The organism is Massilia sp. UYP34 (assembly GCF_056279385.1).
The window spans coordinates 40,053-65,980 of sequence record NZ_JBWBRF010000022.1 but is presented as its reverse complement, the minus strand read 5'-3'; the positions used below and the strand labels follow the sequence as shown (position 1 = coordinate 65,980).

Genomic DNA, 25,928 nt, shown 5'->3' with positions numbered 1-25,928 from the left:
GCTGTCGGTAAAACGGGAGGTCTTCATGTAGAGCTTTCTGTATCTTAAGTAGAAAATTCTACTTCTGATCGCGCTCTTTTTGCGGGGGGATTACCGTAAGCCAACAGTATGCTCTCGGATGAAAGTTTCTCCAGAGAAAATCGCAGTGTAGTCTGACAAGTACTGCTTCAAAAGGTCGTTCGGCACTACGTTAGCTAGAAACTTCCCTTCAAAGTCCTCTGGTCTCATGTTTGCGGCTCTTAATCCACTGCCCCCCGCATGTACGTATCGAAAGTCCTGGTCAACTACAAACACAGCAGCATTCGGTATGTGTTCTGTGATTGCTTGGAAGAGTGTTAGTTCGCCTGGGATCATGGACGGTTCGGCCGCGTGCGGCTGTGTCATCCCTGTCAGTGCTGGCTTGTTCATTGGGATACCTGAAGTTGGTTCATGACGTACACACTTGGTATTATAACCGATCAGCAGGTGTATTGACACTCAAAAGTTGCCGATCACCAGTGCTACCGTTCTGCCGGCAACTGGCTCTCATAATTTCAAACACTTTAGACATTGAAGATGTCCAGTCTTCCAACGCTATAAAAGCTTGAAGGTCTCTACTTTTGCAAATTGGTTCGTTGACTTCTTTATTTCATTTGCTAGAGTATTTAGAATAAATTCTAGAAAATATGAAAACAATAAGAACAAAAAAAGAGAACTATTTAAGAGCAGTTCAGGCAGCGACAGCACGCGGAGGAAAGTGTCTCAGCAGTCACTACATAAATGCTGGTACCAAAATGTGTTGGCAATGCGCAGAAGGTCACAAATGGGAATGCTCATATACACATGTCGTAAATGACGGTAGATGGTGTCGCAAATGCTACAGTAAGAGCCGTTCCCTGCTAAATGGACTAGATGAGGCACAAGCATATGCAATCCGTAAAGGAGGATTATGCTTGAGTACAGAGTTCAACAGTACTAAAACGAAGCTACATTGGCGGTGTGGTAACAATCACGAGTGGCATAGCATATATGACGCAATCGTTAGAAAGGAAAACTGGTGCAAAGAATGCACAATTGACGGGCTTAGATTGTCTGACGGTCTTGAAAGAGCAAAAATGCATGCGCTCGCGAAAAACGGTATTTGCCTCAGCACTTCATATGTAAAGTGTGACGATAAGCTGTCTTGGCAATGCGCCAAAGGCCACACTTGGGACGCTAGCTATTCTAAAGTGGTTAGGGCTGGTCGATGGTGTGCGACGTGCTCAAGGACGAATAATCGATCTGAGAAGCGAGTCAGAATGATTTTGGAAACCTACTTTGGTTTCAGCTTACCTTCCGTTCGTCCAGATTGGAATCGTAACCCGCTTACTAACTTTACATTAGAACTTGATGGCTACAATGAGAGATTTAAGCTTGCATTTGAACACGATGGCGAGCATCACCACGGCGTAAGCAAGTCTAGACAATATGGACACCAGCGTGAGATCCAATATCGAGTTCAAGTTTATAAAGATTTCATCAAGAAGCGAAACTGCGTGCAACGAGGTATAACACTCATCAACATTCCCATAGTTGCAGAGCGACGACGCGAGGACTTCTTTATTGTTCTTCGCCATGTAATTTCATGCTGTTCGCCCCATGAAGCAATTCTTACCTTCACACTTTCCCAAATGCGGCATATGCGTCAAAAATTCTACTCATTTTGAAAAATGCCCCATCCGGGGCATTTTGCGTGTCACCTGGTAGAACCTTACTTCTTGATTCGCAGGTCTTCCAGCGTTCCGCCATTTTCAATCGTGTTGACCACAAATTTTGGTTGGCGACCACGGCCCGACCATGTTTGCGACTTGTCAGCCGGGTTCTGATATTGGGCCTCCACCTTCACACCAGTGCCACCCTTGGCTTTTCCAGCAGCTTTGCCGCCCGAACCACCAAGCAGAGCTTCCACGGACACACCCAAGCGTTGAGCGATTGCCTGGATCTCTTCACGAGCTTTCTTCAAGTCGCCACTCTGACGATCCTTGATTGCCTTCTCAATATCAAATTGCAGACCTTTAAGCTCAGCGAGGTTGTAACCAGACAGATCAATTTTCGACATTTGCATCTTTCACGTTGTTAGTTGAATTCGTAGGCGAATGATACGAGATAATATAGTTAAGCTGCAAGCTTCAACTTAGGCTTCTTCTTTGTCACTGCTGGAAGCAAACTAGTCTTCGCTTGGTATTTGGCAAATAAGAAGGCTACCCTGGTAGGATCGTCTTTACTTCCCTTGTAAGCGAACATGGCATCAACCGCGCGATCAAGCTTCTTGTGAGCTTCCATAAGCTCTGGCGGCATTGCAGTCGGATCGTACAATTCACCCAGCGTAGCATTAGGGTGTTTCTCTCGAGCCTTGAGAACCAAATTCCCGGCCGCAATGATAGCTTGCTCGTCCTTAGGATCTACCGTGTCAGGCCAAGGGAAGTTGTTGTAGACCGCTGGCGAATAGCTGTAATCACTCTTCATGCGACCCGCAACAACCCTCATCCAAGCATTATGCATTGTGCTGCACAAGACACCAAAGTGATACATCGTCCCTTCAGGAATGATCTGAAGTTTGTTGCTGGCAATCACTTCCTTAGGCAGGAATCCGATAGGGATGAATCTTCTGTTTTGCGAAGAAACCTCAGGCACGGCAAGGTAGTCAATGTCGGGCTGACGGTCTTGGGTGAACAGACTCGGCTTGTGCGCATATTCGTTCACGCTAGCGGTAGGACTCTTTAGGCGAGACTCTGTAACTTGCTTCACACGCTCATAGACAAGCGGCATGGCCTTGAGCGCCTTGGGAGCAATCCCCTTGAGCCACAAGCACCAGCGGCCATTCCCGTTGATGAGTTCGTCACTTCCGATATACGGATAGAGCCAGTCTTCGGCGCCCGGTTCTTCCGCTATCAACTCGTCTTTTTCCTCTTCAGTCAAGATCAAGTGACCGCCATCTGTCGGTTGGCTTCCCTTCCCCATTTTCGGCATACCTGGTGGAGCGCTGTTCCTGGATGGGAGCAAAATATCAGCCGCGTCAATCAGGTAGGGATTGATAGTCTTCGCAGGTATCAGGGTCGGCTCACCCTTGATATTGAACTCGTAATCATAGATAGCCCGCTTCGCAGGAGTGAAGAGCGACATTCCGACAATCACACAGTGAACCGCAGCTACACCCTTGCCTTCATTCTTCCACTGGAAGCTCCTGTGTGCGAACTTGATTTTCACACCTTGCGCGAGCATGTAGCTCCACAAAATTCCGACTTGCTCACCTTGGCAAATACTGTTCGTTGAAACGAGTGCAGTCTCGATTTCCTCGTTCTTCTTCATGTAGGCAACTGCTTTATTGTGCCAGCAAGTCACATAGTCTAGGCGACCAAAACGCCCATCCTTGCCCCATACAAGATCCATATCCTTAACCTGTTCAGGCGTGCGAACCTGATGCCCAATGAACGGAGGATTGCCAAGCACGTAGCTGCAATTGTCAGGGTGAAGAACGGTTTCCCACTCAGTGCGAAGCGAGTTGCCATGATAGATCGTTGCACTATCAATGAGAGGCACACTTGGACGAGTCTCACCAAAACGCGTTGCCGCCTCTGTGTTCAACTGGTGGTCGGTAATCCACATGGCTACCCTGGCGATATGAACGGCTGACTCATCGATCTCAATACCGTAGAACTGACTCACCTTTACGCGGCACAGAGTTGAGATGTCCAGCAGGCCACCGCCACCAGCATTCGTCAGGCCAATGTCGCTCATGGCCTCAATGGTATCCATCTCAAGCTGGCGAAGCTCTCGGAATGAAATCACAAGGAAGTTTCCGCAGCCGCAGGCAGGATCGAAGAACGTCAGTTCAGGGAGCTTGTCATAGAAGGCTTGGAGCAGCTTCTTGTTCTTCTTGATTTTTTCCAGTTCAGCGCGCAGGTCATCCATGAAGAGAGGATTAATCACACGAAGAATGTTGCGCTCGCTCGTGTAGTGGGCCCCAAATTCACGGCGTGACGCCTTCCTGTTAGAACTATCTGCACCGTCAGGACTATGCTCTTCCAAGACCCCTTGGAACATAGCACCGAAAATTGCAGGCGAGATCCCGCTCCAGTTGAGCGCAGCACACTCAATCAGGACCTTGCGTAAGTCAGTATCAAACGAGGGAATACGTGTGTTTTCTTCAAACAGGCGACCGTTGATGTAGGCGAACTGCATGAGCGCTTCATCAAGGTTGCTCTGACGGTCTTGGTCGGGGGTGTTAAGCACCTGGAAGAACTCGGAGAGCACACGGCCAACGTCGCTACCGTCTTCCTTCGTCGCTCGCACGAGCTTGAGGAACATGCCGTTGTCGCCAAAGATGTTCGTGTCGTCGGCAAACAGGCAGAAGAGCAAGCGAGTCAGGAAGACTTCAAGAGCACGCCCTTTGAAATTCTGTCGCAGCAGGGCTTCATGGAGCTTACTGATGGTGTACGCAGCTTTCCGGTCGGCATCAGACTCTTCAGTGACATCCACCACCTCACCGTCGACCAAGAACATGAACCAGTCAGCCTTCTTGGAAAGGTCGGAAAGCTTGCACTGACGGTAGCCCCCACCAGTTGCCAAGTCATAGACACGAATACGGGCGAAGTCGCTTGTAATGATGTAGCGAGGACGCTCGCCCTCCTTTAAGGCAAGGAAGTAGTCACTCGCCTGGTCAAACGCCTTGTCCAAGTCTCGCCCTGCACTCTTGTGCTCAACGATCAGCTTTCCGGGGATGAAGCTGTCAATGAATCCTGGTGCGCCACTGAGCTTCTTGACCGACTGTTCGTAAATCGTCGCGCTCTCCGCACGGATACCGAAGCACTCGTAAAACCGCAGCCAGAAGGTCTGGGATTGCCCCCGCTCGCTTTTCGCATCTCTTTGGAGCTTGGCAAAGGCTGTCAGTCGCCTACGAATTTCATTCTTAGTCAGGGTCATCAGGCATCTCAAGGTGTAGTTATCCTGACATTCTCCCTCGGCAACACTCGGCGGTCAACAACTGTCGGTTCTCTTTTCCCATCAACCGATATCCAATTGAATAATATTGATAACTTAACCTTGCTTTAACCTTGCTTTTTAATATATTTCTTTTATATTAATATTAACAAAACAAGGAAACAATCATGAATACTAAAAATGTCAGAATTAAAATCAACACAGGTAATACATATGAAGTCATAGAAGTATGCTTAGACTTCAGCGAAAGAAGCACACCTACTCTTTCAAGATTCTACGCGGACGGCGAATACTACTTTGTGCATGAATGGAAGAGACTTGACGGCACCATTGACGCATACAGTGCGTGCCTTAAAGAAGCGATTGAGAACGGATTAAACTAAGCACACCCTACTACTAAACAAAGGAAATCTATGAACACATTAATTATCACTGAACAGTCATTCAAGGAAGAAGCAATCACAAAGATTCAAGCAATCACTCACCGCAAGGAGTTTGACATTGTTGAATTCACAGTCAATGACTTCGTTTATCAAGTCATACACAGCAACCCGAAGTTCGGTGTTAATGGATCAAGAGAGTTGCACATCAACGCGACACATATTAATGAAGACGGATCAGGCGAGAGAGTTCTTCGTTCAGTGAAAACGGCGACCTTCACTTTTCAGAACAATGTTGAGATTGCACGCAAAGCCATTGATAATTTGTTTGGAAGAACCATAGCAATATCCGTTACAAACTGAACCACTCTAACCAATAATAATAAGGAGAACACTATGAAATATTACGAACACGAATTACTTTACGCATCAGAGTCAGGAACAGCTTACTTTTTCGTTGAAGTTCTTAACCAAAAAATTTTAGTGCAAATTAAAGACATGTGCACAAAGTTAGGCTTTAAGGATTACCTAGTGCATGGATACAGAACCAGCGTTGAAGACACCCACTTTCTAATGCTTGAACAAAGATTCTGAACGAATGCCCCTTTTGGGGCTTTTTCTTTTACAGATATCCATTTCTATCTAAACAATGTTCAAACCTTGACTTTCTATATCATTTCACTATATTAGTTTTATAACTAAAAGGAAATGACATGAAAAGAAAAATAATATGCGCAAGTTTGATTGCTTTATCTTCATTTGCAACAGCAGCAGACGTTACAGTAACTAATACAGGAACATTGAATATTGCCCCAACTTTTTGCGAGATGTCTTCAGCTACGAAAACCCCTAGCTGCACTATCAGCATTCAAGCAAGCCAAGGCTCCAAGGTAAGTACTCTTTTCTACTTGCGTCAGCCGTCCAGCCAGTATGAAGACACTACCAATATCTTAAGTGCCGACTTCTCAAGCAATACAAGAAATTTCACCACAAACCCTCTTTTTGCTGAATATGAAAAAGACGGCACAAAGCAGATTCGCCTTATCTACACTTCTAAGATTACCCCTGATATGGCTTCAGGTGAAATGTATGGTCGTTTGTTCATAAACGTTGAGAAGCCTGGTAGTTCACCCTTCATGTTCAATTTACCTGTCTACTTCACCACAGCTAAAAATCAAAAAGCTGAAGTGACAAGCGCAACAGTTGGCACCACTACTCGTTTTGACGGTAGAAGCTACCCTCGCCCTATGACAACCCTTACTGTTGTTAATAATGGAAGTGGAGTGTTTGCCATCAATGGTATTTCCTTCACCAAGAAAGCTACTGCGAGCGAGTATAGCTATGCAGACTTCCTACCACTTGACGGCAATGTTCTTCCACGCTCAAGAGACACTATTCTTATAACTGATGAGAAATTGGCTAAGCAGCTTCAGGAAGCCAAAGGGTCAACAATCATCTTGTCAAGCAAGCGTAAGACAGAATACGTTGAGGTAGCTATAGAAAAATGATTACTAGAATAAGAAAAACACCTCTAGTAATCATCTTAAGCAGTTTGTTCGCACTTCCAGCACAAGCACAAGCACAAGCACAAGATCCTACTTCAGTCAGCACTAACTTCTACAAGTTAGTCGTTGAAAACTCACGACACCAAGCTGAGGACTTAATTAGAATCTTCGTTGCGGGGAAAGATTACTTCATAGCTAAGGCAGATGCCGACGCCTTCAAGCTTGCGTACTCACCGAACGACATGACTACAATTTCTGGTGAGCTAGTCGTCAAGCTAAACAATTTAGGGTTAATTACTGACCAAGGAAGCGATCTTATTTTGCATGCTAATGCTCGCAATCTTGAGAGCATCAACTACAACTTCCAGAATAATGTTGTGCAGAGTCCTAAAGTCTATCTTGACTCTGCATTCATGAACTACAACTTTACCAGCGACAGCTACAGCAAGACCACTGCCCTTGCAGGTTCCTTCTACAAAACCTTCAGCAACGGCGTTCTCTACAACGTTGCCGCAAACTTGAGCACACAGAAGAGCAGCCTCGTCGACGTCTACCGAGAGCAGTATTTCAAAGACCGCATGACCACGGCCCGAGTTGGTTCAGGCTTCACAGGCACTAACAGCGTAACCAACCCTGTGAGCTTCTTCGGAGTCCAGTACCGCAAGGACACGAGCTTAGACAGCAACTACCTGGTAGCGCCCTACCTATCGATCGCTGGCACAGCCGAGGTCAAGTCAGTGGCCGAAATCTATGTCAACGACAGGTCAATGGGTAGCTTGGACGTAAGCCCTGGTCCCTACAGCTTCAGCAACTTAACTACCGGACAGACATCAAGCAATCAAGTGCGAGTCGTCATGAAGGACATCAACGGCTTGGTGCAGTCCCAAAGTGTCACCCTTGTTGGAGCACCCTTCAACCTTAGACGCGGCACAGACAATTTCAGTTTTGAAGCTGGACGACTACGCCACGGCTACGACAGTTTAGGCAGCTACTTCGCATCAGGCACCTATGCCTACGGCCTTACCGATCATGTCACCCTGGAAGGCCATGTAGAGGCTACCGCGGACCAAGCACGCGGCGCCGGCAGCGTGACCTATGCAATCCCGCTTGGCACCATCAAGTACGGTATCGCAGCAGGCAGAGGCGAATCCATGCAAAGGCTTCAGTACACCTATCAGAAGGGAGACCTCTACGGGACAGTCGCAGCCACCAAGTCCAACCGCTTTGCAATGTTTGGTAGTCCCGCCTACCTGGTGCAAGACCAGAAGATTGCTACAGCAGGCTACAGGTTCGGCTCAAGCTCTTTGTCAGGCAATGTCGTTCAATACGGCGCCGCCCCTACCCGCAGCTCTCTGAACTTCAACACCATCATCAACCGAGGCACCTTGAGTGTCGGGCTTACACGCGCGGCCGGAAAGTCAGGTATCGCCTTCATGTTCAACACGCCAGTTGGCAAGAGCGCATGGAGAAGCATGACTACCGCACAGCATGATGCGACAGGCACAGAGTTTCGCCAGTCAATCATCCGAGGGGGCAACAGCTACAACGATTGGAGCCTACAGGCGCAAGCCACGAAATCCTCGAGCGGTACAGGCGCCACGGCCACCTACCAGTATGCAGGGGAGAAAGCAGTTGCAACCGCCTACCTCACTACTGGACGAGGCCAAATGAGCATGTCAGGACGAGTGGAAGGCTCACTTGTATTTGACAAGGGAATTCATGCGAGCCGTCAGATCTTCCAAGGCTACACAGTCGTAGAGACTGGCACACCGGGTCTTCCTGTTGCCTTGAACAACATGAGAGTTGCGACCACAGGAAGCGACGGCATAGCGATTGTGCCAAACACGAGCACGACTACAGACAACCTTGTGAGTCTACCTGCGGATCTACTACCCGTTGAAATTCAGGTTGACGACTCTGTAGCGAAGGTCTCATCCCAAAAATTCTTCAAGTCCAGTGTTGTCTTCAAGGTCAAGAAGAGTCCAGTTGTCTTGCAGCCAGAAGTGGCAACCAAGGGCTTGAAGGAAGTTGAGATTGACGGCAAGAAGTTTGCAGTCATCCCCCAAGGCATCTTCTTTGACGACTATGAGCCTGGTAGAGCCTACGAGCTTCAGATCAAGACTTGCAAGATGAGATTTACCGTGAAGCACGATCCTTCACTAAACGAACAGATACCGCTTCATTGCGAAAAATAAAAAGGAAAATCTATGAAGACACTACTTACCGTATTACTTTTTTTTGTGACCATCAATGCTTGGGCTGTTGGTTCAAAAAACAACATTGGCTTCACACAATCAAGGTTCTACGACAGTCCAACATTTAGCTACCCAAACCCTTACAGTAGTGCAATTGGTATTAGCTTCACTCTTCCATCAGCGAACCCGACAAGTAAGCTCTTTATTAGAGAAGACATCATAGTAGCGAACGAAGATCCTAACCAGCTTGTACGGCTTTACGTTGACTCTGCCCTAACAATCCCATTGGCTTCTCAACCGATTGATGTCTCCAGCTTCGGTGACGAGCAAACTCGCACTGTTGAAGTCTATGCAAAATACTACAGCACGAGCGGAAATGCAGTCAGTCGCGCAGGTTCGTACAGCTTTCAAATTCCAATCTACGTGACCGACGCAACAGAAGAGTACGCGGCAACTATCGAGTTCTACCCTACCGTTGAAGGATCATGTGGCTTCTCTCAAGCGAGCTACAACGTGAGCACCAATGTTGGAATGAGTCAGGTTGCCAAGACTTCTACCAATGTCATCTATAACTGTTCTCCTGGACTTACACCGTCAATGACTTCAGACAGTGCAAGCTTCACTTCCGCTGAAGATAACGATATGACTATGCAGATTTTTAGCGACAACAGCTACAGCCGAAACATAGCAAACGAACCCTTGGAGCTACAAGCAGACGGCACAAACAAAAGCCAAACTTTGTACTTGCAACACTTTGAGAATGGAAGCCCGATTATTAGTAAAGCTGGAACATACAACTTTGCATCTGCAATCATCATCAACTTCTAAACAAAAATATTAATTATCAGCCGTTGACTTTACGAATTGTTTTTGTATTATTAGATAGAGTATGCGGTAAAGCATATGACAACCACAACAAAAGGAAAACTATGAATTTCAAAAAATTAAAAATCGCAGCTTTAGTTTCAAGCTTAGCTCTGTGCTCTTCATTCGCACAAGCAGGAACTGCTTATTCCACTATCAATGCAACAATGAATGTAGCAGGTACATGTTCATTCAATCAGCCAACCTACACATTGACTGTAAATGCAACAACTGGACAGAAGCCAACTGGCAATGTCCAAGTCTTTGTTCAATGCTCTACAGGACTAACAGCAACTCTTCAGCAAGGCTATGCTAGAGCTTACTCAGGTAGCGGACAAGTTGGAGAAATCGAAGCCGTAGCATACAGAGATTCAGGTAACACTCAACCTCTTAGCGGTAGCTCAATAAGTTTGACAGCAGACAACAACATGAATCCTTACACTATCTATTACATGTTCAGAGATTACCAATCCGAGGGGCCAATACAGAAGACAGGAACATTTGAAATTTCAATGCCAATGCAAGTTAATTTCTAATTACCTAGTGAAATATAAGAAGCTCGCCATGTGCGAGCTTTTATTTTATCTAAACAATGTAGAAACCTTGACTTTCTATATATTTTCAATATAACTAGATATATATACAAAGGAAAATAATCATGACAAAGATAGAAAACAAAAAAGAAAAGAATTGGACAATGATCGGTTGCGCAGGATTAGCAATCTGTGTAGTTGCCTACTCTTTAGCTTCCATGAAAGTTGCGGATATAACTGAAGACTACAGAAACGAACAAATCGCTCAATATGCTGAGATTAATTCTAAGCTACAAAAAAATGAATGTGACAGACCAATTGCAGCGTACTTAAACGAACTTAAACGAAGTGGAATTTCCGCAGACTTCAGAAACGAAATTGACATGGTAGATACAGCAACACGTGAACGTTGCTTAAAGGCTCAAACCACTATCAGTGAAAACAAGGACAAAATGAAGAATGCGGTTCATCTTAAGCCGTCATTCTCATACATCACACAACATTTTTTTGGATAACAAAACTATGGACTCATTACTATCAATTCTACTAAGCCGTTGGGTTCTAGCTGGAAGCGCTTTAGCATTCATGGCACCAGTCGTTCAACCTTTTGCAAAGCTAAGCATTCCTGAGAATGTTTCAGTCGTAGCATACATGACAAAGGACACTTCATTTAGAAGTGCAATGGCTGAGAGCCGTGAAGAGTCCAACAAGCTATTTATAAAGGCAAAAACGCATGCAGGTTCTGCACTTACAAAAACATTAAACAGTATTTAAAGGAGGCTATTACGAAACTACAACTTAAATTTAAAGAAAACGAACATGGGAAGTGGCAATACGAAGTCAAAGAGAATGGAAAACGAGTTCTAATATCGGGCAAGTTCGACAATCTCTCAGCAGCAAGACAAACTTACTTTAGACATCATAGTAGAAAGCCAGTTGAAAATGAAATTGAATACGTACCGTGCATCAAAAACAAACCAACTTATCAACTCTATCAAGGAAAAATATGATAAAACAAAAACAGATCTACACAGCAGTTGCAGCATTATTTTTAGCTAGTTCAGCATACGCACAGCAAATCAATATCGGCACAAGCCCAACAGATTTGCCAGTTGCTGGTGGCACAAGCACTATCGCTATCGGTGACTCAACCACAGTAGCTACAACACACCCTATTCCAGCTTCCATCGTTGGCACTTCAGGTGCAATCGCTATCGGTATGGATAAGACTAACGGAGCAGTAACAAAAGCTTCAAACGGCGGCGTAGCAATCGGCTTAGGCACAAAGGCAACAGGCATGCAAAGCTCAGTGGCAGTCGGAACTTATGCAGATGCCACAGGAAATTATGCAATAGCTATCGGTTCAAATGCTGAGGCTGGTGGATACTTAGGTACAGCTATCGGCCCTGGTGCGAAGGCCAACTTCTCAGAGAGCGTCGCACTAGGTGGATCATCTACCGCAGGCAGAGATAGAGAAGTGAGCGTGGGCGCACCTGGCTTCACCCGCTATGTGTCCAATGTCACAGCAGGAACAAAGGCGACTGACGCAACCAACCTTGCTCAAGTTCGTGGTATCGCATACGAGACTTTAGATTCAGCGAACCTTTACACTGACGAGAGCCTTGCAAACTACGATGTCCAGCAGAAGGCATATGTGAGCAGCGCAGTAGCGAGCGGAGTACAGCAAGCGAACGGCTACACGGATACACAGTTCGGCAGAGCAAAGAGCTACACAGACAGCAAATTTGAGCAGTCCAAGAGCCTAGCTTATGCAGGCGCCGCAATGGGAATGGCATCTTCAGCTTTGGTCTTTGACCCTACCAAGTCCAGACAGATAGCGGTAGGAGCAGCAACCGTTCATGGCAAGTCTTCAATCGCAGCAGGGGTAGCTTGGAAGGCAGGAAGAAGCTTGATCAACGTGAGAGCAGCCACAGGAAACAACGGCATGTCTGGTGTAGCTGGTGGAGCTTCCTGGTCCTGGTAACACCTCACCTGGTAGCACAATTGAGAGCCCCTTCATGGGGCTTTTTGCTTGCCCTTCAGCATTGAAGAACGAAGTACAATCGGTTGAATGATCATTGTCAGGAACGAACATGCATAGGCTTTATGAAATTGGATTTCAAAGAGCAGGACGATGGTTGCTCAAGGGTGACGACTTGGCTTTGGAGCTACTTAGTCTCATGGATCGTCAGAACGTCCTTTATGCCTTTGTCAGTGGGAAGACCGTCAAGTATGTAGGCAAGACGACACAGACCCTACAGCGTCGCATGTTTGGCTACCAGAAGCCCAACCAAGACCAGCGAACCAACTGGCGCAACCGCCTGGCGATTGTGGATCTTCTCAAGAGGGGCGAACCTGTAGAAATTCTTGCCCTGGCAGACAATGGCCTACTGCGCTACGGAAGCTTTCACCTGAACCTTGCAGCAGGACTGGAAGACAGCATCATCCAGACCTTGAAGCCCGAATGGAATGGTGGCCGCACGAGTACCGTGATCGAGACCCCGAGTGAGGCGAACCCACCAGACAGCAGCCTTGAAGCCAAGCTTGAGGCGCAAGTACAGGAAGTCGTCCAACATGCGAGCGAGCCAGTGCAGAGCGTAGAGAAGCCCTTCCCTACGATTGAGACCCGTGCGAAAGTAAGTCCGACGACGATGGCCAGCGAACCTAAGCCTGTGCTAAAGGAGCTTAGTGCGGCGCCGCACTTCATCCTGACCTTGCAGGACACCTATCACCGCAGGGGCTTTTTCAACGTGCCTGTCAACTGTGACAAGTACTTTGGCCGCGACGAACAGAGCATCACGATCTATTGTGGCCGCGAGAAGCTTGAGGTAATTGGAAAAATCAACAGGACTGCGAACACGAATGGAACCCCAAGGATCATGGGAGCAGTCCCACTGCGGGAGTGGTTCCAGAAGCGCCGTGTCATGAGCCCTCTCAAAATATCAATCGTTGACCCTACGACGATTCACATACACGAGAACTAGCCCTACCTGGTAGCGAGCCACACAAGCCCCTTCATGGGGCTTTTTACATTTCAAAACTCAACCTTAGATCTTCATCGCTTCTTCGTAGAGGTCAAAAATCTTGGGTACCAAGTTGTTGCTCACTCTCATCATCAATGCATTGACATCGTGTTCAACTTTTGACGATTCTTGAACCTCATCGAAGTCACGCATTAGCAAGAAAATCACCCCGTTCCTCCACAAGAATTCAATGATGTACCTGTGCTTTGACAGGTTCATTATTTTCTTCAGTGTCTGGAAATCCTCGTCTTTCTCAAAATCTCTCATCTTCTCAAGAAGCTGACCCGTAGAAGGCACGGCCTCAACCCCCTTCATGAAGTCTTTGCTCCATGCGCAATCCTGGTCGCGTAGAGGTTTGCCACCCTTCTGTAACGTATCCAAAATTGACGACTTCAAAGCAAAGGGAAACTGATCACAAATGATATGGATGTTGTGAAGGAAGCCCATGATATTAGCTTCGCATTTTACCCTATCACTGAAGCCGTTCTCATCCTTGTTAATCGACCAGCCGAGATACTTCTTACGCTGAGAAGTCGCCAAATACTGATTCCAGAAATATCCAGAATAAGTTTCTGCCCTGTTTAAAGAATTGACTACCAGACGAAGCTTTTGACTATGAATCTCCGAATGCTTCACCTTGTCCAATAACGGCCTCAAATCTAGACTTTGTTCTTCACTCACCGGCTACTCCCTCATATGTGATTGCCTGAATTCTAGCATGCCTAAATATGAAAGCATGAAGATATCCAATTCTCTCCAACACCTTGCTCAGCCGTTGACTCTTGAAGATTTTTCACTATGGTAAGTACACCACAGGAGTAATTATGAATAATAAAAACAAGACAGGACTTACAAGAAGCGAAAACGGAACCCGCTACTTTGCAATGAAGAAGGAAGCTGAAAAGAGTATTGACACATTGTTCAACCGAGAAAAGGAAGATCAGAGTGCGCTTGTGAAACGACATCTCAGACTTGGAACAGTTCGCATATCAATCTACAACAAGGTAACAAAGCAGGAAGTTGACGAGGTAGACATCACTACACCTTTCATTATCAACGCAAAGGTGTATGACTCAACAACCGGAAAATTTGTCCCCAACAATCATGTAGCAAGGTATATCCGCAACACCATGCCTACAAGCGACCAGACGCATTTAGACAAGCTTAAAGAACTTTGTGATTTATCAGGACTACATAATGAATACAAATTTTTTGAGACTCAATTTCTTCAATATAGAGACAACTCAACAGATTGGCATAGTGAATCCGAATGGAATTTAATCAGCAGAGGCGCACAACATAAGGAGATTAAACAAACATTCTTCAGCAAGATGGAAGCGAGATACGAAGCTTTGACCAGAACGAAGTTCAAGCTTAATGCCCACGTATTGTGTTACCTATCTATTTTTGAAGTCTATTCAAATGGGCAAAGAAAATACTGCACAGACGACTATAGATTGACTTCTGAACATATTCTTAACCAGGCTCTTAATTACTCTGGAACCTACCCTAAATTGTTCATCCGTTCAGTCGTCAAGCAGTCAGCATTAAAGAGAATTTTTGGGAAACAAGCTAAGTGGTCTGGATATACCGTAGACCTTTCTCAAACGTCGATCAACCAATACGAAGACGACGACTACAAAGAAGAAGATTTAAACGAATTACTTAACTACACCATCCTTCCTCGTATCCACACAGACTATTCCTGGTTGAACTCAATCCACCTTGAAAGCATTCCTTGCGCACTTTGGGTAGAACTCTTCAAGCTAAACAATGGCATTCCACCATTCCTCGTGCCTGACGATACCATTGATGACTTCACCGATGAGCAATTGAAGGAGATCGTCAAACACGCGCCAAGAATAATTCTTGCGTGGAACAAGCCCGAACTCTTCAACTTAGATGTAAAGCTACCGATTACTGAGGTGTATCCAGTTCTTTCACTTAAGCAGAAGTGCGACCAGCTTACACTAGTACACCTCGGCTTTGAAAACCGTCACCTTATTCCTGAGTCATTGACCTGTATTTCTTCGTTGGAAAAAGCAGTTGAATCCAGCACAGCGAATCTTTCCGAGATCTACCATTTATTAAGTGAAGAGCTTAGGATTAAACACTGGAAAGGATTCGCATGTCCCTATAATCTAGCCTTCATTCCTGACCACCGTTTAGTTGCGGCAGACTTTGAACATTTAGTCGTAAAAACGCTCTTTGAGTATGCCGTTTGGACTGATACAGAAATTCCTAAGTTGCGATTTGAGGAATTGCATCCGATTCTACGAAGAGATCCTGAGAAATTATTTAACACTATCGTTCACTTGTGCGAAATAGGATTTGACCCACAGCAGACCGTTGAGCCTCACTTCTACTGGAAAGACAGAATCGAGCAGATAGTTTTAGAAGAGTACGAAGACTTTAGAAATAAGTTAAGTTCTGAGGTACAAAATGCTATTGCTGATTGCGGTATGGTAGAAGGTTGCGTAATTAACATCAACCCTAAGCTTGCAGCAGAATTTAGAAAAATTCTCCACTACCATAAACTTCAAGCAAAGATTCCTCTAAAGACTGACATACCCAAGAAGAAGAACAAGATCTAACAACAAGCCCCTTCATGGGGCTTTTTCTTTATCTGATATCCACTTTATTAAAAACAATGACTTAACCTTGTTTTTACATTTTGTTTTGCTATAGTAATCTTATAACAACAAGAAAAGGTAAATCATGAAAACTCAAAAGGAATTGGCGATGGAAAAGTTTGGAGACTCTGAATACACAAGAAGGAAAATCTCAGAGAAGGATTTAGAAAGAGCTTGGATACTTATCACTGATGGAACCGACCCTGACTTGAAATATTGCTGCGACTGGAACTACAAAAATAGGGAGTATACATTTTATAAAGGCGACTTCAATTGCCCTAATTACCAAGTTTGCTTCAAGAAGAAAGGTGAAGCGTACTGGTTCTTGTTGAATACCTATGGATCAGCACATTCGACGAAAGAATTATCACCCGTTTAAAACGCCTGGACTAGCCCACCTTACGGGCTACACTTTTTATAAGGAAAATATATGCGCGAAATTAAAAACGATGTAGCAACCACCAGCCCTAAGAGCTTTGACCCCTGGAAGATCACAGCAATCATATGTGTCTTGCTTTCAGCTTACCTAATCATTTCACCACGCACGCCGGCCCCAAATTCACATCCCTCCAACTCTGTTGAAGTAGCTAAAGCTCACAGTCCAGACGAAGCGACCATGCAGGAAGCTAAGGCGACATACAAGCCCAAGAGCATTCGTGAGAACTTGGCACGAGCGAAAGAAATAGCTAAGGGCTTCAAAGAGCAACCTGGTGAAGAGCATATGGATCGCATGAAGCGTTTTAATGATTACGTTTTAGAAGAAACCAAGGAAGATGTAAAGGTTAAAAAATAATAACAGCAACCCACGGAGACAATTATGACAAAGAATGAAAAGGCAACAAATATCGGATACACACAACCTATTGCTACTGGCAAGACATTAACCTTACTTATGCCTGACCACAGCACACTCAATGATGAGGAGATAGACGACATCAAAGAATTCTTCAATCTCATTATGCGAAAAATGGATAGGCAGAGAGAGCGAAACAAGCCAGCAGAATGTGTTTTTAAGACTGTTTTCGATCCTAATATTTTGAATTCTGTAGAGACTGATACCCCAGAACAAGCACAGCTTAAAGAAAATCTTATGCACTTGTTCTACCAATACGAATATCAAAAAAAACATCTAGGACAAGAGCACATGCCATTTGCGAGTGACGAATATCAGCAGGTTATAACCGTAGATAACAGCGGCAGTCGTGGTGAGCAAGATGGACATACTAAGTAAAAGAAACGGAGAGTATATGGATAATGAAGAATGGGAAAAGAATGCAGCAAAATTGTTTGTAGCAAACTACGCAAAAAATATTTCAGAAAGACAGAAAAATGGTGGTAGCTATACAGCTAATGGAGCATCGCAATCTGAAGAAATTCTAGACAATTCGTTGACTAAAGACTTTTTGATTATCCTATTTCAAATTTCCGCAATTGTTTCTTCTTGCTTTTTCTTGACTCTAGAACAATCCGCTACGGCAACACTCATGATACTAGCTTCACTTCTTATTATGGCTTTCTTTAAGGTCAAGATTGAAAGCAAGGCTGTTTTAAACCTAATGGGATTACTGATCTTGCATGCTGTAGTTTTGTCTGTGGTTGGATGCGTACAAAGTAGTTCGGGAATGAATAAACCTGATACAAGGCAAGAATCAATGCAGTCAGCAGGAGTGTAATGAAAAGGATTTGCTCACCTCACGAGCACATAACAATAAAAATAACGGAGCACCACATGAATAATAATAAGAACAGATTTGCAGAGGATTGGGAAGATGGTTGGACAGGCACACACAAAGACATAGAAGAACTTCTTGGTATTTCTGATAAAGACGACTACGAGCCAACTATAGAGGAAACGAAATCAGAAGACGACGAATACCTATCCGAGATTCGTTCACTCTATCAAGATGATCACGGCTTATCCTATGCAGTCGTCTATGCCCAGCTTTTTCTTATTGAGCAGGAAGAAGCGATTGCTCCAGCAAGTGACAATTGGAGGTTTTCTTTCAATGCCCTTATATCTTCAGATACCATAATAAAGTTCTACAAAACAAGACGTGATTCACCAGAGTTTGTTAGAGCAAGAATCCGCGCTGTACTAGACTCAATCGGCTGGAACGAAACTGAATTCAAGCAGAGCGAAGAAGTTCTATACAAATATCTTTCGCTAGAATTGGCTTGCAGAAGATTCATTGCTAGTCTTCACAGCAAAAAGCTACTTGCCAGATTCGTTGAGGAATGCAAAGCAAACTATGACAATCTATCAAAACTTACCAAAGACCTAGACAGGGACACGATAGCAAAAGGGATCACAGCCGACATTTTCACAGGGGTAGTTGAAGAGAAATACGTTGAGTCACCACTTGGCGCCGCTAACAGAACACAAACAATCCAATGGGTAGCGAGCGAAATTCAAGACTGCGCGAAAGGTAAGGACAACAGCAGGTTCCTTGACAGGCTCTACAGCAACCGCTTCAAGGAGCGTCTTGAGGTTGACGAGGAAATCTATGCCCACTTGGAAGACCGCTTCCCTCACTTCTCGGAAGTCATCAGCTACTACAAGGCTCAGTTCAGGTTGAACTTGCTCACTGGCCGCGACTACATCCCACCTGTCCTTCTACTTGGCGCACCTGGTATCGGCAAGACCATTTTTGCCAAGGAGTTAGCCCATGCTCTACAGACCGGCTACACCTTCATTGACATGGCCTCCGCATCGGCAAGCTGGACACTTTCAGGACTAAGCTCTTCCTGGAACGGAGCCAAGGCTGGCAAGCTCGCGACCACCATGTTAGACAGCCCTACCGCCTCACCAGTCGTCGTCCTGGACGAGGTTGAGAAGTCAGGATCTAGCGCCCACGGCCAAGACTCAAGAACACCTCTTTACCAGCTACTTGAAGAAAACACGGCCAAAGCCTTCACAGACGAGTTTGTGGACTTTCCGGTCGATCTCTCAAGGATTATCTACATAGCGTGTGCGAACAGCACTGAGGGGCTTACAGAGCCGTTGCTAACCCGTTTCAAAATCATGGAGATTCGTGACCCTTCCGACCTTGAGCACGACATGATTGTGGACAGCATCTACCAGACACAGCTTGCAGGATCTAAAGCCTTTCCTTCCACCCTACCTGGTGAGATCAAAACTCTACTAAGGGGTATGTCATTGCGTGAAGCCAAGGTAATGATCAGTGACGCTATCGCCACTGCCCTACTTGAATTGACATTGAAAGAAGTGAAGGATCGAAGAATACTTTCAATCACGCTTCACCCTCACCACTTCAAGAAGAAGGCAGTTCAGAAGAAAAAAATAGGGTTCTAACTCGCAAATAAGAAACGCCCATGCGGGCTTTTTTTCTTACCTCATCAAAACCAAAACCTACTTTGAAGGCTTTCTCCCTCTTCGTCCTTTAGGACATCTAAACTTCGTGACAATAAAATTTCAACAAGTAAAAAAGCACGACGCCCTACGGGGCTTATTCCTTATTTATAAATATTGCAAAAAACCTTGCTTTAACCTTGCTTTTATCTTTTTTTCTATTATATTAATTCTACAACAAGAGAAAGAAAAATATGCAACTATCAAAACCTTTTGATTACATTAGCGACTATGCCCTAACAAATCGTTCAAAGCGTGAATTCGTCACTGACAAGAAAACAGGTTGTGTCTATCACGTGGCTTATCGATCAAAGAACCATGAAAAAAGAGTTCCTGGTAAAAGCCATCAGCCAAACACCGAGTACATGCGCTTAGAGATCGATCCCAACCTTTCCCCTAATTTCAGCATTGAAGAACTTGACCTAGTTTCAGGCCGAAGTATCACCTGCAACCTCACCGGCTTAGAACAGCCAAGCCGAGGCACTACGAAGCTAATCATGTCTGTCTTCTATATAGACGAGACTCAAAGCCTTCAGGAGAGCGTCAGGACCTTCTACATGGATAGTATCGGCGGCACTATCACAAAGCGCCTGGATCTTGCTTTAGACACCTTCAGGAAGGAAGCCAAGGCGACCATAGACGAGATCAACGGCAAGGGCTTCAGCAACAAGCGAACTGAGAAGGCGAGCTATTACGCTAGCTACTTTGCTTTGAGAGGTAAAAGCTTGGACTCCCGCAGGGACAAATGGGCACCAAAAATTTTGCATGACGTTTGGAGTAATTACGATGCGACGAGCTTGAACATCATGCTTTACCTCTTCTCAATGTTGAAGGGAGATTTCTTGGACACAGGCGGCAAGTTCATGTACGTCAGCGACCACTTTATTGAAGTGAGGCGCTACAACTGGCATCCGACGAAGCACCTCTACACAGAGCAGGAAATGGCTGAGCTTGATGCAGTAATGGAATACTACAGATTGAACAGAGAATACATACAAAACCTAGTGAACGATTGCAGTAAAGGTTCATACTTCGATCAGGATAAATTCAAAGCAAATGTAAAAATATCATTCTGTGAAGAGGTAGCTCAATGACCCGCGATGAGTACAAGGAAGGCTTTACACACTTTGCTGAGACAATGATTCGTATGTGGAAGAAAGGAGGCGATAGGGATAATCAAATTCTTCTTGCAATGACTCATGAGAACTTCCCTGAATATTTTGAGACCTACAAGCACATGTTCATCATGGGCTTCTCTACCCTGGACAACTTCTTGATTGCCCTACTTCGCAACTACATCATGGTTGAGATTGCATGTATCTCTCACGACGCTCCTAACGACAGGCGACATGAAGTAAGCGACATCTTCAATGAAATAATCACGGAGAACTTAGAGAAGTACAAGGGAATTCTCATGACACTACATGCTCCAACATATCGACAGATTGAAGAGCTACATAATAAACAGCTACGGTTCAACTAAGCTCCTTCGGGGGCTTTTTTTACGACAGAGAAGATATCGACTTTAAAATAAACCTTGCTTTAACCTTGTGTTTTAATTTCCTTTTGTTATCGTAATTTTATAACAACAAGAAAAGGAAGATATATGAGAACAGCAATTGCATACGTATCATTCACAAACGACGCAGAATTCTTTGAGCTAAGTCTTGAAGGATCATTGGAGCATCCATTTGACGATGGTTCAGCTTATATTAAAGCGAAGCTCGTTCGCATGGAGAAGGAATTTAAAGATGGTGAAGAGCCAAGCTTCATATATGTAGGTGACAAGACAGTTCACTTATCTAAGGCGCACATCGTCAGTATGGAGATTTGGCAAGAATCATAATAGGACTGGCCCACCTTGCGGGCTACAACAAAAACATCCCAACCTAAGGAGAATATATGACAATTCAAAGAATGACACAGAAACACAGCTTAGCCGAGCATGTACACTTTCAGGCTTACCTTTTCTTAGCAATCAACAATGCGGTTGAACGGCTGAACCAATCATTGCCCGATCCGATAGAAAATTTAGAACACAATATTGCGACCTGCAACCACCTTCAAGCACTGACCAATGCCCTGGTTGAGTCAAGCGAGTATGTGAAGAGCATCATCGAATCAATCACGAGCGAATCTGACTAATTCTCTTACAGTCACACAAATAGATTACCCCTCTTAAGGGGTATTCTTTCGCCTCAAGATAATGATATCCACTTGCAAAAACCTTGCTTTAACCTTGTGTTTTATTTTTCTTTTGTTATAGTAATTTTATAACGAGTAAAAAGGAATCAATCATGTACAAAAACTCCATTGCTGAAATACATTTTAATCATACAAAAAACGCAATCAATAATCTTGAGAGTGCTTTAGCAAGCATTGAACACTACAAGCAACAAATTTCATTAAGTCTTGCAATACTTAGAGATTTCAAAGTTGGCGATTCTGTTACAGATGTGCTTTCTGCAAAAGACTCCGAATTTCTTTATCATGCCAACTCGATAGGCAACGATTTCACTGAAGATGAAGAAGATAACGGAAATATTACACTTTCAACACTAGATCCGTTAGAAGACTTGGTTAATGAGTATAACAAAGCTGAATCCAACTGATATTGACAGCGACGATAAAGGCTTTACCCACCTTACGGGCTACACAACAACATCCCAACCAAAGGAGATCATTATGGAAGTTAAAAATAAAGAACAAAAAGTGAGCAATGTCGCGCATTCAAAGTACCACTTTGAAAATTTTGAAGACGCAATTAAGTCGCCTAAGTATACTTTCAAGATTCCTGACTGCGATGAGAATGGGGAAATTGACATGCATTTTGAATTAATTGAGGACGACACAGACAAGAATGAGAAAGATTAATCATAAGCCCCTGGAGGGCTTTTTTTTCGCCTCAACACAATGATATCCACTTTCACAAATAACCTTGCTCTAACCTTGTGTTTTGATTTCATTTTGTTATAGTAACTTTATAACAACAAGAAAAGGAATGTGCATGGAATCATTCATACTTTTAGATACAGAAACCACAGGGTTAGACGACACAGCAGAGATAGTGGAAATATCTATCATCGATCACTTGGGACATGTCTTACTTGACACCCTGGTTAAACCTACTAAGCCTATCCCCTCTTCCGCTACTGCCATTCATGGAATCACTGATGACATGGTAGCCAATGCACCAAGCTACGCCGACATACACAGCAAAGTTTTAGCTCTACTTGAGCAAGGCACCTGCTACATCTATAACAGCAGCTACGACACAAGAGTCATTAGGCAAACCGCAGCACTTCATGGACTGTCTTTTGACTCTTCAAAATATTCGTTCTGGTGCGTAATGGAGGACTATGCCCACGAGTTCAATCAAGGCTACTGGGAGAAGCTAGTCTATGCCTACAGTCATGCCCTGGATGTGACTAAGAACGAGCGAATCAGTTTGAAGGCTCATAGATCACTTGCAGACTGCTACATGACCCTTGAAGTAGTACATCTATTACAGAGTCACACCGAAACGTCTCCAAAGAGATAGGAAAATAATTTTTTGGACTTGCCCACCTTACGGGCCTCAACAATAAAAACAATAAAGAGGAACTTATGGAATATAGAAAAATTAGTGATTACGACACCAACATGTCAGGGTCGGAAGGCAACAGATATGAGTTGATAGGGTGCGAGATTTTGGCGCCAATAGATCAGGATGATCTTGCTAGTCTGATTTTAGAGCATCACGGCTACGATACCTTTGAAAGCTATCAAAGCAACGACTATGGCAGAGAATTTGAGTCCGAATACAATTCTTGGCCTGAAGTCTACAACGCAATTTTACAGGGAGACGCCGTGGATACGACTCAGCATATCCATGATGAAATTTTCTTGGCTCTTCATGCGAAAGGCGTAATTTCAAATTGTTGGGTATCTGATCTTAGATATTACCAATCAAAGTATGGCGACTATTACATAAGCAATGAGGCTCCGGTACGCCTGGTTGACGATGGAAAAAAATCGTATACAAAAAACGACCTGATACAAGAGCTTATGCGACAGGGAAAAATAGTAAAAATGGCAGAGAATTTTTACACAAAAACCTGAGTCATATAGGACTTGCCCACCTTACGGGCCTCAACAATAAAAACAATAAGGAATACCATGAACAACACGTTTAACACAGAGAACATCAAGAATGAGATAACAAGATGGGCGACAGTTAAGACACCTGCTCTCTATGACCACTTCTCTACTTACTTAGGAATACCAAGCAAGGAGATCAGGAAGCTTTTCATCGAAAGCCAAGAAATACAGGATCACATCAACCAGTATTTCCAGGAAGAAAAAATTCAGGAAAAGCTTGAGCGCGAGGAAAACCTTAAGAAGGACCTAGCCACCCTAGAAGCCCTTTTTAAAACAGCGGTCGAGAAAAAAAAGATTTTCCTCGTTAAGGCATTAGTGAAATCCACAGGGATTCCACGTTGCAATATTAAGACCTTTTCTAAGGAAAATTCTGAATTATGGGAGATGGTAGTTGGCCCTACAGCAATAGCCGAGCGAAAACGTATAAAGACCGAGAGAAAAGCCGCTATTGAAGCACGGCATGCCGAAAATAGACGCTTGAAGGCACTACGCAAAGCCGAACTGGATGCACTTGTAAAAGCTAGGAAGGAACAGAAGGAAGCAAAGGCAGCTTATCTACTTGTTGTGGCTGAACGAAAAGCACAGCTTGAAGAGCTTCAAGCACAAAAGAAAGCCGAACGAGAGATCATCCGTTTAGAGAAAATTCAGCAGCGTTATGAGACTTTTGGATCATACATTGGCAACGAGCTAAGATATGAGAAAGGTCGTTTAGTAAAGAAACTGGAGTTTTTCATATCGAACCTTGATTTGGTCAAGATTGGTTTTACTGGACATATAAACTTCATATTTGGCGATGACAATTGTTGCGGCATTTATGTTCAACACGAGGCTGATCACCTTGGAACGTTCCCTACCCGTATCAACAAAGACTTCCACAAATTTGAAATTACCTGGAACAAGCGAATTTGCGATGAGCCAGCCGAGCATACAAGGGCACCACTTCACCTTCATCTTGTAGAGACACCTCACAATAACGGTTTCTACTTTAAGATACCCGAGCGATTCTTCTTAGGCTACATACCTGATTGATTGAAGCCCCGAAAGGGGTTTTTCTTTCTCTAGCGCCGTTGACATTCATCTTAATTTTGCTATGTTTATTCAAACAACATAGAAGAGAAGAATGAATAGAAATACACTATATAAAAATATTGAACTAGGAATAGCAACTAACGGACTTGTTAAACCTAAAGCAAATTTAAAAGTATGCAAAGGACACCTTGCGAATTTCTTGAGCTTTGCTTGTTACAAGAAGAAGATGCTCAAAACAAAGGTGAAAACCTACTTTGCTGATTATGGTTATCCAGAAGAGTTCCTTCATGACTCACCGTCCGCTAATTGCCAGCAGTGCAGAGACAAATTAAATTTGCAAAGAAGTAGACGAAGGCAAAATGTTGAGAAATCAATTCGTCTACTTCAACAAACAAACAAAATTTTGAGTGAGGTTGAGAACGGAACCTTCAGGCGGCATGGCGGTAACAAGCTTGAAATCCGTTGGAAGCAACTAGCCGCAACATACATTAGAAGAGTTGGATTGCCAGCAGACACTCCGTTCATGGAGCGAATGAGGGCTTATTGTGATTACCGCGAGCAGAGAGTTGATGATAATTTTTATGGCTCAAGCAAATGGGTAAATCTTAGAACCCTCATCATCAGTGCCTACGGTTGCACATGCATGAAGTGTAAGCGCCCTGGTCTAGTCGGCTCCGAACTACACTGCGATCATATCCTTCCACGTTCCCTCTTCCCCGAACATGAGCTTGATGCAGACAACATGCAGATTCTTTGCCGTTCATGTAATAGCTCAAAATCTAACAGAAGACTTGTAGACTACAGACCTTCGGATTGGTGCTCAATATTAGAAAAGGTTCTTGTGGAAAAATAGTATCTTTTCTCATTCTTCATTATATAGATATCCATCTTAATAAAAACCTTGCTTTAACCTTGCTATTATGAAACCATGATGCTAATATAATATTATATAAACAAATGGAGATAATTATGATGACATATACACAGACATTAGAAAAGATAACTACAGACGAAAGATTTGCGAGCTTTCAGAACTTTGACCCTGAACTTCTTTACACTCTTGAGTATTTTAATGAAATTCCTGAAGATGTTATAAAGTATTGTTTTAAGTGGAGTGAAGATCAGACCGAGCCATACTTTGAAGATGTTCGTACCTATGTGGAAATCATGTCGTTGATACAATAAATAAAATGTAGTGCAAAGAGAAGCCCTTGAGGGCTTTTTCCTTTTGTACTCTCTCTTTCAGATATCCAATTACTTGAAAACCTTGTCTTGCCCTTGCATTCCTTAAGATAAC

32 protein-coding genes are annotated in these 25,928 nt (G+C 44.1%); 28 read left to right on the top strand and 4 right to left on the bottom strand.

Features of this window, described 5'->3' with window-relative positions; all coding sequences use genetic code 11:
• Positions 1–90: 90 nt before the first annotated feature.
• On the bottom strand, positions 91–354 hold the full coding sequence (locus ACZ9AQ_RS21615) for a PAS domain-containing protein (protein WP_429206734.1): 264 nt from the start codon (positions 352–354) through the stop codon (positions 91–93).
• A gap of 923 nt (positions 355–1,277) precedes the next feature.
• Here ACZ9AQ_RS21615 and ACZ9AQ_RS21610 point away from each other — a divergent pair.
• Positions 1,278–1,685 carry a hypothetical protein gene (locus ACZ9AQ_RS21610; protein WP_429206731.1) on the top strand — a complete coding sequence of 136 codons (408 nt, stop codon included), beginning with the start codon at positions 1,278–1,280 and terminating at the stop codon, positions 1,683–1,685.
• 44 nt (positions 1,686–1,729) lie between these two features.
• Here ACZ9AQ_RS21610 and ACZ9AQ_RS21605 read toward each other — a convergent pair whose 3' ends face one another.
• On the bottom strand, positions 1,730–2,077 hold the full coding sequence (locus ACZ9AQ_RS21605; RefSeq protein WP_429206730.1) for an H-NS histone family protein: 348 nt from the start codon (positions 2,075–2,077) through the stop codon (positions 1,730–1,732).
• A gap of 56 nt (positions 2,078–2,133) precedes the next feature.
• Positions 2,134–4,941: a class I SAM-dependent DNA methyltransferase gene (locus ACZ9AQ_RS21600; protein WP_429206729.1), complete on the bottom strand. Its 2,808-nt coding sequence runs from the start codon at positions 4,939–4,941 to the stop codon at positions 2,134–2,136.
• A gap of 185 nt (positions 4,942–5,126) precedes the next feature.
• On the opposite strand from ACZ9AQ_RS21600, the gene ACZ9AQ_RS21595 reads away from it, so the two are divergent.
• From ACZ9AQ_RS21595 to ACZ9AQ_RS21550, 10 genes are all read left to right on the top strand, one after another.
• Complete coding sequence (locus tag ACZ9AQ_RS21595) at positions 5,127–5,342, top strand: hypothetical protein (protein WP_429206728.1); 216 nt, start codon at positions 5,127–5,129, stop codon at positions 5,340–5,342.
• Positions 5,343–5,372: 30 nt separating this feature from the next.
• Positions 5,373–5,702 (top strand): hypothetical protein, encoded by a 330-nt coding sequence (locus ACZ9AQ_RS21590; protein WP_429206727.1) that lies wholly within the window; start codon positions 5,373–5,375, stop codon positions 5,700–5,702.
• A gap of 33 nt (positions 5,703–5,735) precedes the next feature.
• Entirely contained in the window at positions 5,736–5,933 is a 198-nt protein-coding gene (locus ACZ9AQ_RS21585) for a hypothetical protein (protein ID WP_429206726.1), read from the top strand.
• A gap of 119 nt (positions 5,934–6,052) precedes the next feature.
• Positions 6,053–6,847 carry a hypothetical protein gene (locus ACZ9AQ_RS21580; RefSeq protein ID WP_429206725.1) on the top strand — a complete coding sequence of 265 codons (795 nt, stop codon included), beginning with the start codon at positions 6,053–6,055 and terminating at the stop codon, positions 6,845–6,847.
• Entirely contained in the window at positions 6,844–9,039 is a 2,196-nt protein-coding gene (locus ACZ9AQ_RS21575; RefSeq protein ID WP_429206724.1) for a fimbria/pilus outer membrane usher protein, read from the top strand. Before ACZ9AQ_RS21580 ends, ACZ9AQ_RS21575 begins: the two co-directional genes overlap by 4 nt.
• Positions 9,040–9,051: 12 nt before the next feature.
• Entirely contained in the window at positions 9,052–9,867 is an 816-nt protein-coding gene (locus ACZ9AQ_RS21570; protein WP_429206723.1) for a hypothetical protein, read from the top strand.
• Positions 9,868–9,968: 101 nt separating this feature from the next.
• The gene (locus ACZ9AQ_RS21565; RefSeq protein WP_429206722.1) at positions 9,969–10,439 is read left to right on the top strand and encodes a hypothetical protein; all 471 of its coding nucleotides are present in this window, start codon (positions 9,969–9,971) and stop codon (positions 10,437–10,439) included.
• A 122-nt stretch (positions 10,440–10,561) separates the two neighbouring features.
• Positions 10,562–10,951 carry a hypothetical protein gene (locus ACZ9AQ_RS21560; protein WP_429206721.1) on the top strand — a complete coding sequence of 130 codons (390 nt, stop codon included), beginning with the start codon at positions 10,562–10,564 and terminating at the stop codon, positions 10,949–10,951.
• A gap of 446 nt (positions 10,952–11,397) precedes the next feature.
• Positions 11,398–12,420 carry a hypothetical protein gene (locus tag ACZ9AQ_RS21555; RefSeq protein ID WP_429206719.1) on the top strand — a complete coding sequence of 341 codons (1,023 nt, stop codon included), beginning with the start codon at positions 11,398–11,400 and terminating at the stop codon, positions 12,418–12,420.
• 109 nt (positions 12,421–12,529) lie between these two features.
• Complete coding sequence (locus ACZ9AQ_RS21550; protein ID WP_429206718.1) at positions 12,530–13,420, top strand: GIY-YIG nuclease family protein; 891 nt, start codon at positions 12,530–12,532, stop codon at positions 13,418–13,420.
• Between the two features lie 63 nt (positions 13,421–13,483).
• Here the strand turns inward: ACZ9AQ_RS21550 and ACZ9AQ_RS21545 are convergent, their stop codons facing one another.
• Positions 13,484–14,140 (bottom strand): hypothetical protein, encoded by a 657-nt coding sequence (locus ACZ9AQ_RS21545; protein ID WP_429206717.1) that lies wholly within the window; start codon positions 14,138–14,140, stop codon positions 13,484–13,486.
• 143 nt (positions 14,141–14,283) lie between these two features.
• Between ACZ9AQ_RS21545 and ACZ9AQ_RS21540 the strand changes: the two genes are divergently transcribed.
• The 17 genes from ACZ9AQ_RS21540 (at position 14,284) to ACZ9AQ_RS21460 (ending at position 25,816) form a co-directional block, all read left to right on the top strand.
• Positions 14,284–16,053: a hypothetical protein gene (locus ACZ9AQ_RS21540; protein WP_429206716.1), complete on the top strand. Its 1,770-nt coding sequence runs from the start codon at positions 14,284–14,286 to the stop codon at positions 16,051–16,053.
• 124 nt (positions 16,054–16,177) lie between these two features.
• Positions 16,178–16,471 carry a hypothetical protein gene (locus ACZ9AQ_RS21535; RefSeq protein ID WP_429206715.1) on the top strand — a complete coding sequence of 98 codons (294 nt, stop codon included), beginning with the start codon at positions 16,178–16,180 and terminating at the stop codon, positions 16,469–16,471.
• 51 nt (positions 16,472–16,522) lie between these two features.
• Positions 16,523–16,885 carry a hypothetical protein gene (locus tag ACZ9AQ_RS21530; RefSeq protein WP_429206714.1) on the top strand — a complete coding sequence of 121 codons (363 nt, stop codon included), beginning with the start codon at positions 16,523–16,525 and terminating at the stop codon, positions 16,883–16,885.
• A 24-nt stretch (positions 16,886–16,909) separates the two neighbouring features.
• On the top strand, positions 16,910–17,323 hold the full coding sequence (locus ACZ9AQ_RS21525) for a hypothetical protein (RefSeq protein WP_429206713.1): 414 nt from the start codon (positions 16,910–16,912) through the stop codon (positions 17,321–17,323).
• Positions 17,324–17,339: 16 nt separating this feature from the next.
• Positions 17,340–17,765, top strand: a complete 426-nt coding sequence (locus ACZ9AQ_RS21520; RefSeq protein ID WP_429206712.1) for a hypothetical protein — start codon at positions 17,340–17,342, stop codon at positions 17,763–17,765.
• 56 nt (positions 17,766–17,821) lie between these two features.
• Positions 17,822–19,405: an AAA family ATPase gene (locus tag ACZ9AQ_RS21515; protein WP_429206711.1), complete on the top strand. Its 1,584-nt coding sequence runs from the start codon at positions 17,822–17,824 to the stop codon at positions 19,403–19,405.
• Between the two features lie 251 nt (positions 19,406–19,656).
• Positions 19,657–20,556, top strand: coding sequence for a hypothetical protein (locus ACZ9AQ_RS21510; protein ID WP_429206710.1), 900 nt, complete (start codon positions 19,657–19,659; stop codon positions 20,554–20,556).
• The gene (locus tag ACZ9AQ_RS21505; RefSeq protein ID WP_429206709.1) at positions 20,553–20,945 is read left to right on the top strand and encodes a hypothetical protein; all 393 of its coding nucleotides are present in this window, start codon (positions 20,553–20,555) and stop codon (positions 20,943–20,945) included. Before ACZ9AQ_RS21510 ends, ACZ9AQ_RS21505 begins: the two co-directional genes overlap by 4 nt.
• Before the next feature lie 123 nt (positions 20,946–21,068).
• Complete coding sequence (locus ACZ9AQ_RS21500; protein WP_429206708.1) at positions 21,069–21,308, top strand: hypothetical protein; 240 nt, start codon at positions 21,069–21,071, stop codon at positions 21,306–21,308.
• Positions 21,309–21,364: 56 nt separating this feature from the next.
• Entirely contained in the window at positions 21,365–21,607 is a 243-nt protein-coding gene (locus ACZ9AQ_RS21495) for a hypothetical protein (protein WP_429206707.1), read from the top strand.
• 152 nt (positions 21,608–21,759) lie between these two features.
• Complete coding sequence (locus tag ACZ9AQ_RS21490; RefSeq protein WP_429206706.1) at positions 21,760–22,074, top strand: hypothetical protein; 315 nt, start codon at positions 21,760–21,762, stop codon at positions 22,072–22,074.
• A 73-nt stretch (positions 22,075–22,147) separates the two neighbouring features.
• Positions 22,148–22,336: a hypothetical protein gene (locus ACZ9AQ_RS21485; RefSeq protein WP_429206705.1), complete on the top strand. Its 189-nt coding sequence runs from the start codon at positions 22,148–22,150 to the stop codon at positions 22,334–22,336.
• 133 nt (positions 22,337–22,469) lie between these two features.
• The gene (locus ACZ9AQ_RS21480; protein ID WP_429206704.1) at positions 22,470–23,003 is read left to right on the top strand and encodes a 3'-5' exonuclease; all 534 of its coding nucleotides are present in this window, start codon (positions 22,470–22,472) and stop codon (positions 23,001–23,003) included.
• A 65-nt stretch (positions 23,004–23,068) separates the two neighbouring features.
• Positions 23,069–23,563, top strand: a complete 495-nt coding sequence (locus tag ACZ9AQ_RS21475) for a hypothetical protein (protein ID WP_429206703.1) — start codon at positions 23,069–23,071, stop codon at positions 23,561–23,563.
• Between the two features lie 57 nt (positions 23,564–23,620).
• Positions 23,621–24,631 carry a hypothetical protein gene (locus ACZ9AQ_RS21470; RefSeq protein ID WP_429206702.1) on the top strand — a complete coding sequence of 337 codons (1,011 nt, stop codon included), beginning with the start codon at positions 23,621–23,623 and terminating at the stop codon, positions 24,629–24,631.
• Positions 24,632–24,722: 91 nt separating this feature from the next.
• Positions 24,723–25,484 carry an HNH endonuclease gene (locus tag ACZ9AQ_RS21465; RefSeq protein ID WP_429206701.1) on the top strand — a complete coding sequence of 254 codons (762 nt, stop codon included), beginning with the start codon at positions 24,723–24,725 and terminating at the stop codon, positions 25,482–25,484.
• Between the two features lie 116 nt (positions 25,485–25,600).
• Complete coding sequence (locus ACZ9AQ_RS21460) at positions 25,601–25,816, top strand: hypothetical protein (RefSeq protein ID WP_429206700.1); 216 nt, start codon at positions 25,601–25,603, stop codon at positions 25,814–25,816.
• Positions 25,817–25,928 lie beyond the last annotated feature (112 nt).

Coding starts and splice junctions, on each gene's coding strand:
- ACZ9AQ_RS21615 (WP_429206734.1), bottom strand. CDS start 354: ATGATCCCAGGCGAACTAACACTCTTCCAAGCAATCACAGAACACATA.
- ACZ9AQ_RS21610 (WP_429206731.1), top strand. CDS start 1,278: ATGATTTTGGAAACCTACTTTGGTTTCAGCTTACCTTCCGTTCGTCCA.
- ACZ9AQ_RS21605 (WP_429206730.1), bottom strand. CDS start 2,077: ATGTCGAAAATTGATCTGTCTGGTTACAACCTCGCTGAGCTTAAAGGT.
- ACZ9AQ_RS21600 (WP_429206729.1), bottom strand. CDS start 4,941: ATGACCCTGACTAAGAATGAAATTCGTAGGCGACTGACAGCCTTTGCC.
- ACZ9AQ_RS21595 (WP_429206728.1), top strand. CDS start 5,127: ATGAATACTAAAAATGTCAGAATTAAAATCAACACAGGTAATACATAT.
- ACZ9AQ_RS21590 (WP_429206727.1), top strand. CDS start 5,373: ATGAACACATTAATTATCACTGAACAGTCATTCAAGGAAGAAGCAATC.
- ACZ9AQ_RS21585 (WP_429206726.1), top strand. CDS start 5,736: ATGAAATATTACGAACACGAATTACTTTACGCATCAGAGTCAGGAACA.
- ACZ9AQ_RS21580 (WP_429206725.1), top strand. CDS start 6,053: ATGAAAAGAAAAATAATATGCGCAAGTTTGATTGCTTTATCTTCATTT.
- ACZ9AQ_RS21575 (WP_429206724.1), top strand. CDS start 6,844: ATGATTACTAGAATAAGAAAAACACCTCTAGTAATCATCTTAAGCAGT.
- ACZ9AQ_RS21570 (WP_429206723.1), top strand. CDS start 9,052: ATGAAGACACTACTTACCGTATTACTTTTTTTTGTGACCATCAATGCT.
- ACZ9AQ_RS21565 (WP_429206722.1), top strand. CDS start 9,969: ATGAATTTCAAAAAATTAAAAATCGCAGCTTTAGTTTCAAGCTTAGCT.
- ACZ9AQ_RS21560 (WP_429206721.1), top strand. CDS start 10,562: ATGACAAAGATAGAAAACAAAAAAGAAAAGAATTGGACAATGATCGGT.
- ACZ9AQ_RS21550 (WP_429206718.1), top strand. CDS start 12,530: ATGCATAGGCTTTATGAAATTGGATTTCAAAGAGCAGGACGATGGTTG.
- ACZ9AQ_RS21540 (WP_429206716.1), top strand. CDS start 14,284: ATGAATAATAAAAACAAGACAGGACTTACAAGAAGCGAAAACGGAACC.
- ACZ9AQ_RS21535 (WP_429206715.1), top strand. CDS start 16,178: ATGAAAACTCAAAAGGAATTGGCGATGGAAAAGTTTGGAGACTCTGAA.
- ACZ9AQ_RS21530 (WP_429206714.1), top strand. CDS start 16,523: ATGCGCGAAATTAAAAACGATGTAGCAACCACCAGCCCTAAGAGCTTT.
- ACZ9AQ_RS21525 (WP_429206713.1), top strand. CDS start 16,910: ATGACAAAGAATGAAAAGGCAACAAATATCGGATACACACAACCTATT.
- ACZ9AQ_RS21520 (WP_429206712.1), top strand. CDS start 17,340: ATGGATAATGAAGAATGGGAAAAGAATGCAGCAAAATTGTTTGTAGCA.
- ACZ9AQ_RS21515 (WP_429206711.1), top strand. CDS start 17,822: ATGAATAATAATAAGAACAGATTTGCAGAGGATTGGGAAGATGGTTGG.
- ACZ9AQ_RS21510 (WP_429206710.1), top strand. CDS start 19,657: ATGCAACTATCAAAACCTTTTGATTACATTAGCGACTATGCCCTAACA.
- ACZ9AQ_RS21505 (WP_429206709.1), top strand. CDS start 20,553: ATGACCCGCGATGAGTACAAGGAAGGCTTTACACACTTTGCTGAGACA.
- ACZ9AQ_RS21500 (WP_429206708.1), top strand. CDS start 21,069: ATGAGAACAGCAATTGCATACGTATCATTCACAAACGACGCAGAATTC.
- ACZ9AQ_RS21495 (WP_429206707.1), top strand. CDS start 21,365: ATGACAATTCAAAGAATGACACAGAAACACAGCTTAGCCGAGCATGTA.
- ACZ9AQ_RS21490 (WP_429206706.1), top strand. CDS start 21,760: ATGTACAAAAACTCCATTGCTGAAATACATTTTAATCATACAAAAAAC.
- ACZ9AQ_RS21485 (WP_429206705.1), top strand. CDS start 22,148: ATGGAAGTTAAAAATAAAGAACAAAAAGTGAGCAATGTCGCGCATTCA.
- ACZ9AQ_RS21480 (WP_429206704.1), top strand. CDS start 22,470: ATGGAATCATTCATACTTTTAGATACAGAAACCACAGGGTTAGACGAC.
- ACZ9AQ_RS21475 (WP_429206703.1), top strand. CDS start 23,069: ATGGAATATAGAAAAATTAGTGATTACGACACCAACATGTCAGGGTCG.
- ACZ9AQ_RS21470 (WP_429206702.1), top strand. CDS start 23,621: ATGAACAACACGTTTAACACAGAGAACATCAAGAATGAGATAACAAGA.
- ACZ9AQ_RS21465 (WP_429206701.1), top strand. CDS start 24,723: ATGAATAGAAATACACTATATAAAAATATTGAACTAGGAATAGCAACT.
- ACZ9AQ_RS21460 (WP_429206700.1), top strand. CDS start 25,601: ATGATGACATATACACAGACATTAGAAAAGATAACTACAGACGAAAGA.